General features: G+C 72.4%; 6 protein-coding genes and 3 pseudogenes. 1 reads left to right on the top strand and 8 read right to left on the bottom strand.

All coding sequences use genetic code 11. The features are described from left to right. The 5 genes and pseudogenes from CCN44_RS46455 to CCN44_RS24585 form a co-directional block, all read right to left on the bottom strand. A pseudogene (locus tag CCN44_RS46455) lies at nucleotides 1-116 on the bottom strand (ROK family glucokinase); the annotation flags it as partial. 141 nt (nucleotides 117-257) lie between these two features. Continuing rightward, nucleotides 258-1028 carry an ATP-binding cassette domain-containing protein gene (locus CCN44_RS24600; RefSeq protein ID WP_059253885.1) on the bottom strand — a complete coding sequence of 257 codons (771 nt, stop codon included), beginning with the start codon at nucleotides 1026-1028 and terminating at the stop codon, nucleotides 258-260. Beyond that, nucleotides 1025-2095: an ABC transporter permease gene (locus tag CCN44_RS24595; protein WP_059253883.1), complete on the bottom strand. Its 1071-nt coding sequence runs from the start codon at nucleotides 2093-2095 to the stop codon at nucleotides 1025-1027. The genes CCN44_RS24600 and CCN44_RS24595 overlap by 4 nt, the downstream gene beginning before the upstream one ends. Further along, nucleotides 2092-3096, bottom strand: a complete 1005-nt coding sequence (locus tag CCN44_RS24590) for a sugar ABC transporter substrate-binding protein (RefSeq protein WP_059253880.1) — start codon at nucleotides 3094-3096, stop codon at nucleotides 2092-2094. Before CCN44_RS24590 ends, CCN44_RS24595 begins: the two co-directional genes overlap by 4 nt. 163 nt (nucleotides 3097-3259) lie before the next feature. Next, nucleotides 3260-3997 carry a GntR family transcriptional regulator gene (locus tag CCN44_RS24585; RefSeq protein ID WP_086699560.1) on the bottom strand — a complete coding sequence of 246 codons (738 nt, stop codon included), beginning with the start codon at nucleotides 3995-3997 and terminating at the stop codon, nucleotides 3260-3262. A gap of 130 nt (nucleotides 3998-4127) precedes the next feature. Here CCN44_RS24585 and CCN44_RS24580 point away from each other — a divergent pair, with 130 nt between their 5' ends. Beyond that, nucleotides 4128-5150 (top strand): Gfo/Idh/MocA family protein, encoded by a 1023-nt coding sequence (locus CCN44_RS24580; RefSeq protein ID WP_086699556.1) that lies wholly within the window; start codon nucleotides 4128-4130, stop codon nucleotides 5148-5150. Nucleotides 5151-5717: 567 nt separating this feature from the next. Here CCN44_RS24580 and CCN44_RS24575 read toward each other — a convergent pair. From CCN44_RS24575 to CCN44_RS46450, 3 genes and pseudogenes are all read right to left on the bottom strand, one after another. Further along, nucleotides 5718-6908, bottom strand: a complete 1191-nt coding sequence (locus CCN44_RS24575; RefSeq protein WP_059253873.1) for a cytochrome P450 family protein — start codon at nucleotides 6906-6908, stop codon at nucleotides 5718-5720. Between the two features lie 80 nt (nucleotides 6909-6988). Continuing rightward, nucleotides 6989-7673 (bottom strand): annotated as a pseudogene (locus tag CCN44_RS24570) (response regulator). Nucleotides 7674-7827: 154 nt separating this feature from the next. Beyond that, nucleotides 7828-7988: pseudogene (locus CCN44_RS46450) on the bottom strand (sensor histidine kinase); the annotation flags it as partial.

Here is a 7988-nt window from a genome sequence, read left to right as displayed (position 1 = left end):
ACCGTCGGCACCCGGGAACGCCGGTCCCACCTGACCGCACCCCGGGTGCCGACGGTACGCAGGACCGGGGCGCGGCGGGAACCGATGGGGGCGGTGAGGTCGCGGTAGGTGCTCATCGGGCTCGATTGTGCCGCACGCTCACGCTCGGTGCCGTGCGGGGCCGGGGGTGGCGGTGTGTGATCGTCGCCGAGTGCGGGTTCGTCGTGGTCGCTCGTGCCCGCGCGGCGGGGCCGCGCATCGGCGCGGCCCCGTGCCCCTCAGCCTCGTTGCAGTTCATGGCGCAGAGCGTCCAGGTCGGAGCCGCCGGCCATCTGCTGCGTCAGCTCGTCGAGCGTGATCTCGTCCCGCGTGTAATGGCCCACCATGGTGCCGCGCCGCAGCAGCACAAAGCGATCACCCACCAGATACGCGTGATGCGGGTTGTGGGTGATCAAGACAACACCCAGGCCCTCGTCCCGGGCCGCGGCCACATATTTGAGGACCACACCGGACTGCTTCACTCCCAGTGCCGCCGTCGGCTCGTCCAGGACCAGGACCTTCGCGCCGAAGTGGACCGCCCTCGCGATGGCGACGCACTGGCGTTCGCCGCCCGACAGGGTGCCGATGGGCTGGTCGACGTCGCGCAGGTCGATGCCCATGCGGAGCAGCGCCTCGCGGGTGGTGCGGCGCATGAGGTCGGTGTCCAGGCGCTTGAAGGGGCCCACGCCCTTGCGGGGCTCGGAGCCGAGGAAGAAGTTGCGCCAGACCGGCATGAGCGGGACCACGGCGAGGTCCTGGTAGACCGTGGCGATGCCCCGGTCCAGGGCCTCGCGCGGGGAGGACAGGGTCGTCTCCTCCCCCTCGATGCGCAGGGTGCCGCCGTCGTGCCGGTGCAGGCCCGCGATCATCTTGATCAGCGTCGACTTGCCCGCGCCGTTGTCCCCGAGGACGCAGGTGATCTCGCCCGCGTGGACCTCCAGGGAGACGCCTTCCAGGGCGCGGACGGTGCCGTAGTGCTTGCTGACGTCGGTCAGCTCGACGAGTGTCACTTGGTGGCCTCCGCGCGCTTGCGGACCCAGGCGTTGAGCAGGGTCGCGAGGAGCAGCATCGCTCCGAGGAAGAACTTGAACCAGTCGGGGTTCCACTCGGCGAAGACGATGCCCTTGCTGGTCATGCCGAAGAGCAGGGCGCCCACGGCCGAGCCGACCGCGCTGCCGTAGCCGCCGGTGATCAGGCAGCCGCCGATGACGGCCGCGATGATGTAGATCAGCTCGTTGCCGACGCCCTCGCCGGACTGGACGGCGTCGAAGGAGAACAGCAGGTGCTGGCCGGAGATCCAGGCGCCGAAGGCGACGCCCATGTAGAGGCCGATCTTGGTCTTGGCGACCGGGACGCCGACCGCGCGGGCCGCGTCCTCGTTGCCGCCGACGGCGAAGATCCAGTTGCCGGTGCGGGTGCGCAGCAGGATCCAGGAGGCGAGGGCGACCAGGCCGAGCCACCACAGGATGGTGACCTTGACGTCGACGCCGCCGACGGTGAGCGTCGAGGCGAAGACGGCGCGGGCGCTGGGGAAGCCCTCCATGTCGGCGATGGTCTTGGTGGAGACCGTGCCGCCGATCAGCTTGGTGAAGCCGAGGTTCATGCCGGTCAGCATCAGGAAGGTGCCCAGCGTGATGATGAAGCTGGGCAGTTTCGTGCGGGTGAGCATGAAGCCGTTGAAGGCGCCGATGGCCAGGGTGACCAGCAGCGAGACGCCCACGCCGACCCAGGTGTTCGCCGTCATCTGGTAGCTGAACATCGAGGAGACCAGTGCGGAGGACGTCACCAGGACGCCCGCCGAGAGGTCGAACTCGCCGCCGATCATCAGCAGGGCCACGGGTACGGCCATGATGCCGATGGCCGAGGAGGCGTACAGGACCGTGCTGAGGCTGGAGGCGCGCAGGAAGCCGTCGGCGGCGAAGGCGAAGAAGACGAAGACGGCGAGGGCGCCGACGACCGAGCCGAGTTCCGGGCGGGTGAGCAGCTTTCGCAGCGGAGAGCTGTGCAGAATCCTTTCGTCGGCCGTCTTGGGCGCCTCGGGCGTCGTGTCGCCGCCGCGTTCCACGGTGGCGGTCATCGGGTGCCCCGCTCGGTGTACTCGGCGAGGGCGGACGCCTGGTCCTTGGTGATGATCTGCGGGCCGGTCAGGACCGGCTTGCCGCCGCCGAGGACGTCGCCGTTGTACTTGTACAGCCACAGCAGGTCGACGGCCTGGTAGCCCTGGAGATACGGCTGCTGGTCCACGGCGAAGCCGAGGGTGCCGTTCTCCAGCGAGGCCGCGACCTTGGCGTTGAGGTCGAAGGTGTCGACCTCGGCCTTGCTGCCCGCGTCCGTCCGCGCCTTCACGGCGGTGTCGGCGTAGGGCGCGCCGAGGGTGACCACGGCGTCGATGGACCGGTCCGCCTGGAGCTTGGCCTCGATGGCGGACTGCACGTCGGGCATGTTCGTGCCGTTGACGTAGAGCTTGCGCAGCGTGCCGCGGAAGGTCTTGGCGACGCCGTCGCAGCGCTGCTCGTGGCCGACGTTGCCCTGCTCGTGCAGCACGCACAGGGCCTTCTTCTTCCCGCGCTGGTTCAGCTCGTCGCCGACGGCCTCACCGGCGATGGTCTCGTCCTGGCCGATGTGGGTGAGGGCACCGAAGGCCTTGGACTCCTCGGAGCCCGAGTTCACCGTGATCACCGGGATTCCGGCCTTCTCGGCGCGGGCCACGGCGGCCTTCATGGCGTCCGGCTTGGCGAGGGTGACGATGATGCCGTCGACCTTCTTGTCCACGGCCGCGTCCACCAGCTGGGCCTGCTGCTGGGCCTCGTCGTCGTGCGAGTACAGGAAGTTGATGTTGTCCTTGACGGCGGCCTGCTCGGCGCCGCTCTGCACGATGTCCCAGAAAGTGTCGCCGTCCCCGGAGTGCGTGATCATCGCGAAGGTCCAGCGGGGGGTGTTCACCGCCGCCCTGCCCTGGGCGGCGGCGGCCTTGCGGGCGTCCTCCGCCCGCTTGCCTCCGGTGCTGCTGCACGCCGCGAGGGACACGGAGAGTGCCCCCGCCAGCGCTATGCCTACCCAGGTCCGAAACCGTGCCACGAGGCCGTGCCCTTCTTGCTGTGTTCCTACAGACGCAAGGGGCCGTCGATCGCATCAGCGGCCCCAAACGCTCCAGTATCGAGCATGGGGAACACTCATGACATGACCGGGGAGGAGCCACGGGTCGCATTGTCCGGACATTGCGACGAAGGCGGGCGGCCGATCAGGGCCGTACGAGCAGCTGGAACTCGAAGGAGTAACGGCTCGGGCGGTAGGTGTGGTCGCCGAACTCGACCGCGCGGCCGGTGTCGTCGAAGGTGGTGCGCTGCATGGTGAGCAGCGGGGCACCCTCGGTCTCGCCGAGCCGCTCGGCCTCGGCGGTCGTGGCGCCGCGGGCGCCGATGGACTGGCGGGCGCTGTGCAGGGTGATCCCGGCGGACCGCATCAGCCGGTACAGGCCGGTGGCCTCCAGCTGGTCGGTGTCCAGGTCGAGCAGGCCCGGCGGCAGGTGGTTGATCAGGTACGCCATCGGTTCGCCGTGCGCGAGGCGGAGCCGCTCGACGCGGTGGACGTCCCCGCCCTCGGCGACACCGAGCGCGGCGGCGACCGCGGCGGAGGCCGGGACGACCGTGTTGACCAGTACCTTCGTCGCGGGACGCTGGCCGGCCGCCTCCAGGTCGTCGTAGAGGCTACTCAGCTCCAGCGGGCGCTTGACCTGGCTGTGCACGACCTGGGTGCCCACGCCCCGGCGCCGGACGAGGAGCCCCTTGTCGACGAGGGACTGGATGGCCTGCCGGACGGTGGGCCGGGACAGGCCCAGCCGCGCGGCCAGCTCGATCTCGTTGCCCAGCAGGCTGCCCGGGGTGAGACTGCCCTGCTCGATGGCGGCCTCCAGCTGCTGGGAGAGCTGGAAGTACAACGGCACCGGGGAGCTACGGTCCACGCGGAGGTCGAGTGACACGGTCGGGTCCACATCTGGTTTCGGCACGGGCCCGAGCGTAGTCCCGTGCCTGGTTGACGGGAAGTTGTGTAGTCCGGTTGTCCGGACATACGCATTGACAGGGTACGGGGTCCGACCCCACTTTGTTCCCATGCGCATCGGGGTCATCGGTACGGGCCGCATCGGCACCCTTCACGCGAGGACGCTCAGCCGCCACCGCGACGTCGGGTCGCTGATCCTGACCGACGCGGACCCGGCGCGGGCGCAGGAGCTGGCGCACCGGCTGGGCGAGACGGCGGCGCCGGGCGTGGACGAGATCTTCACCTGGGGCGTGGACGCGGTGGTGATCACCACGGCGACGGCGGCCCACGCCGAGTACATCGGCCGGGCGGCCCGCTCGGGACTGCCGGTCTTCTGCGAGAAGCCGATCGCGCTGGACCTGCCGGGCACGCTGCAGGCGCTGGCCGAGGTGGAGACGGCCGGCACGGTCCTCCAGATGGGCTTCCAGCGGCGGTTCGACGCGGGCTACGCCGGGGCCCGGGAGGCCGTACGCTCCGGCCGGCTCGGCCGGCTGCACACCGTGCGGGCCATGACCTGCGACCAGTCCCCTCCGCCCGCCGAGTGGCTGCCGCTGTCCGGCGGGCTGTTCCGGGACACGCTGATCCACGACTTCGACGTGCTGCGCTGGGTGACGGGCCGGGAGGTGCGCGAGGTGTACGCCACCGGCGCGGACGGCGGCCCCGCGATGTTCCGGGAGGCCGGGGACGTCGACACGGGCGCGGCGCTGCTCACGCTGGACGACGGCACGCTGGCCACGGCGACGGCGACCCGGCTGAACGGCGCCGGCTACGACGTCCGCATGGAGCTGGCCGGGGAGCGCGACACGGTGGTGGTGGGCCTGGACGACCGTACGCCCCTCGCGTCCACGGAGCCGACCGGGCCGCCGCCCGCGGACAAGCCGTGGACGGGGTTCCTGGAACGGTTCGGGGCGGCGTACGAGGCCGAGCTGAACGCCTTCGTGGAGGTGGTCCGCGGCGAGCGGCCCAACCCGTGCGACGGCCGGCAGGCGTTGCAGGCCCTGCGCATCGCGGAGGCCTGCGAACTGTCCCGCCGCGAACGCCGCTCGGTACCGCTCGCACAGATCCCGGGCGCCACCGGGCCGGCGTACGGCTGAGACCGCAGGCGGTGGGCCGTCACGGGGGCGGCCGTCCCGGGACTCCCGGCCACCAGGGCAGCCGCCACCGGACGCCCCTCACCACGACGGCCGTCACCGGAGGCACCCGCCACGGAGCGCCCGCCACCGAGCCACCGCCACGGTGCGCCCGGCCACCGGGGCAACCATCGGAGCAACCGCCATGAGGCACCCGCCACGGAGGCGCCCGCCGCCGAAGCAACCACCACCGAGACACCGCTACGGTGCACCCGCCACCGACACCCCACCGAGCCACCGCCACCCCGCGCCCGGCCACCGGGACAACCATCGGAGCAACCGCCATGAGGCACCCGCCACGGAGGCACCCGCCACCGGACCCACCACGGAACACCCGCCACCGAGACACCACCACGGACCACCCAGCCACCAGAGCAACCTCCACCGGACACCCGCCACCGAGGCAACCGTCGGAGCAAGCGTCATGAGGCGCCCGCCGCCAGGCCAACCACCTCCGGGCGCCCGAGCCGGGGCAACCCGCCGCCGGCGGCCGTCACCGAACGTGGCCTCCCCAGGGCGCCCCCGGCTTCCCTACCAGCGCACCGGCAGGCTTCTCACGCCTCGCATGAGCATGCCCGGGAGCCACTCCCCCGGCTCGCCGTCGAGGGTGAGGCCGGGCGCGCGTTCGAGGAGGGTGCCGATCGCGATCCTGCCCTCCAGGCGGGCCAGGGGCGCGCCCAGGCAGTAGTGGATGCCGTGGCCGAAGGCGAGGTGGCCGCGGGTGTCGCGGCGGATGTCGAAGCGGTCGGGCTCGGCGTAGCGGGCGGCGTCGCGCTGGGCGGCGGTGAGGCCGACCAGCACCCGGTCGCCCCGCTCGATACGGACACCCCCGATCTCCAGGGGCTCGGCGGCGTACCGGAACGCGCTGGTCTCCACCGGGCCCTCCCAGCGCAGCGCCTCCTCCACGGCGCCGCCCAGGAGGGACATGTCGGCGCGCAGAGCGGCGAGTTGGGCGGGGTGGGTGAGCAGGGCGAGGACCGCGTTGCCGATGAGGTTGACCGTCGTCTCGTGGCCCGCGATGAGCAGCAGGTACGCCATCCCGCGCAGCTCGCCGGGCGAGAGCCGGTCGCCGTCCTCGGCGGTGGTGCGGATCAGGTCGCTGAGCAGATCGCCGGTCGGCCCGGCGCACCGCTTGTCCTCGATCAGCCCGGTGAAGTACTCCGCGAGGCGCACGGTCGCGTCGTGCTCGGCCTCGGCGCTGGTGGGCGCGACCAGCTCCGTGGACATCTTCCGGAACTCCGTGCGGTCCATCTCCGGGATGCCGAGCAGTTCGCAGATGACGGTGATCGGCAGCGGGTACGCGAGCGCGTCGATGAGATCGGCCCGCCCGCGCGGCAGCATCTCGTCCAGCAGGTCGTCGGTGATCCGCTGGATGCGCGGACGCAGCTCCTCCACCCGGCGCATGGTGAACGCGCGGGCGACGAGGCCGCGCAGCCGGGTGTGCTGCGGCGGGTCGGCGAGCAGCAGATACTTGCCGATCAGCTCCTCGTCCAGCGGGCGCGCGCCGCTCCGGGAGCCGTCGTTGGCCAGCCGGGGGTCGGTGAGCGCGGCCCGCACCTCCTGGTACCCCACGACCAGCCAGGTGTCGTAGTGGCCGTCCGCGGCGGGCAGGCGGACCCGGTGGACGGGCCCCAGTTCGCGCAGGCGCGCGTACACGGGGTGGGGGTCGCGGCGCAGCTGGTCGCCCCACTCGCTCAGATCGAGTACCTGGTCAGCGCTCATGGCGCATCGCTCCCCTTTCGGACTCCCCCGAGGTCCTGCCGGGTGTCTCCCGTCACCAGGACAACGCACACGGCCTCCGGCTAGTGCCCGCCGCCGCTCCCTCCGCCCGGGATCCCGTCCCGGCCCCCGTCGTCGTCCAGCAGCCCGGCGTCGTAGGCGAGCAGGGCGATCTGGACCCGGTTGTCGAGGCCGAGCTTGGCGAGGACGCGGGAGACGTGGGCCTTGACGGTGGCCACGCTGATGAAGAGTTCGGCGGCGATCCGGGCGTTGGCGAGTCCCCGGCCGACGGCGACGGCGACCTCGCGCTCGCGGTCGTTGAGGACGGCGAGGCGCTCCCGCGCGCGGGTCTGCCGGGTGTCGGCGGCGGTACCGGCCGCGTGCCGCATCAGCTGCCGGGTGACGGCGGGCGACAGGACCGGGTCGCCGGCGGCGACCCGGCGCACGGCGTCGACGATCTCGGCGGGCGGGGTGTCCTTCAGCACGAAACCGGCGGCCCCGGCGCGCAGCGCGTGCAGCACCTGTTCGTCGGCGTGGAAGGTGGTGAGCACCACGACCTGCGGTGCGTCCGGGCGGGCGCGCAGCCGCCGGGTCGCGGTGATCCCGTCCACCGAGGGCATCCGGATGTCCATCAGGACGACGTCGGGNNCCGTCGGCGGCCTCCCCGACGATCTCGATGTCCTCGGCCCCGCCGATCATCAGCGCGAGTCCGGCGCGTACCAGGGGGTCGTCGTCGACGAGGAGGAGTCTGATCGGCGTCGCAGTCATGGGGTCACGTAATCACGGGTGGCGGGCCGGGACGGCGGGAACGGTCCGGAGCGGGGCGCACGCGTGCGCGTACCGCTCTGCCGGGGGGACACCGTGTCGGACCGCCGTCCGCGCGTACCGGCGCCGGGGCCGCGGTGTCCGGGCGCGGCCGGCCTCAGGTCCGCGGCCACGGCAGCCACCCCCGCACCTCGAACCCGCCGTCGGGCCGCGCACCGTGCTCCAGGCGTCCCCCCGCCAGCGTGGCCCGTTCCGTGAGGCCGATCAGGCCCTGGCCGGAGCCGGTGACCGGAGGCACCTCGGCGGGCGGGGCGGGGT

Origin of the sequence: Streptomyces tricolor, assembly GCF_002155905.1 — a bacterium.
GTDB lineage: Bacteria > Actinomycetota > Actinomycetes > Streptomycetales > Streptomycetaceae > Streptomyces > Streptomyces tricolor.
Note: the sequence above shows the minus strand (reverse complement) of the source record. Positions and strands in the feature narration are given on the sequence as shown.

What these genes read in the sequence shown, in the direction of transcription:
- CCN44_RS24595 (WP_059253883.1), bottom strand. Translation starts at nt 2,095, where the DNA reads ATGACCGCCACCGTGGAACGCGGCGGCGACACGACGCCCGAGGCGCCC.
- CCN44_RS24580 (WP_086699556.1), top strand. Translation starts at nt 4,128, where the DNA reads ATGCGCATCGGGGTCATCGGTACGGGCCGCATCGGCACCCTTCACGCG.
- CCN44_RS24575 (WP_059253873.1), bottom strand. Translation starts at nt 6,908, where the DNA reads ATGAGCGCTGACCAGGTACTCGATCTGAGCGAGTGGGGCGACCAGCTG.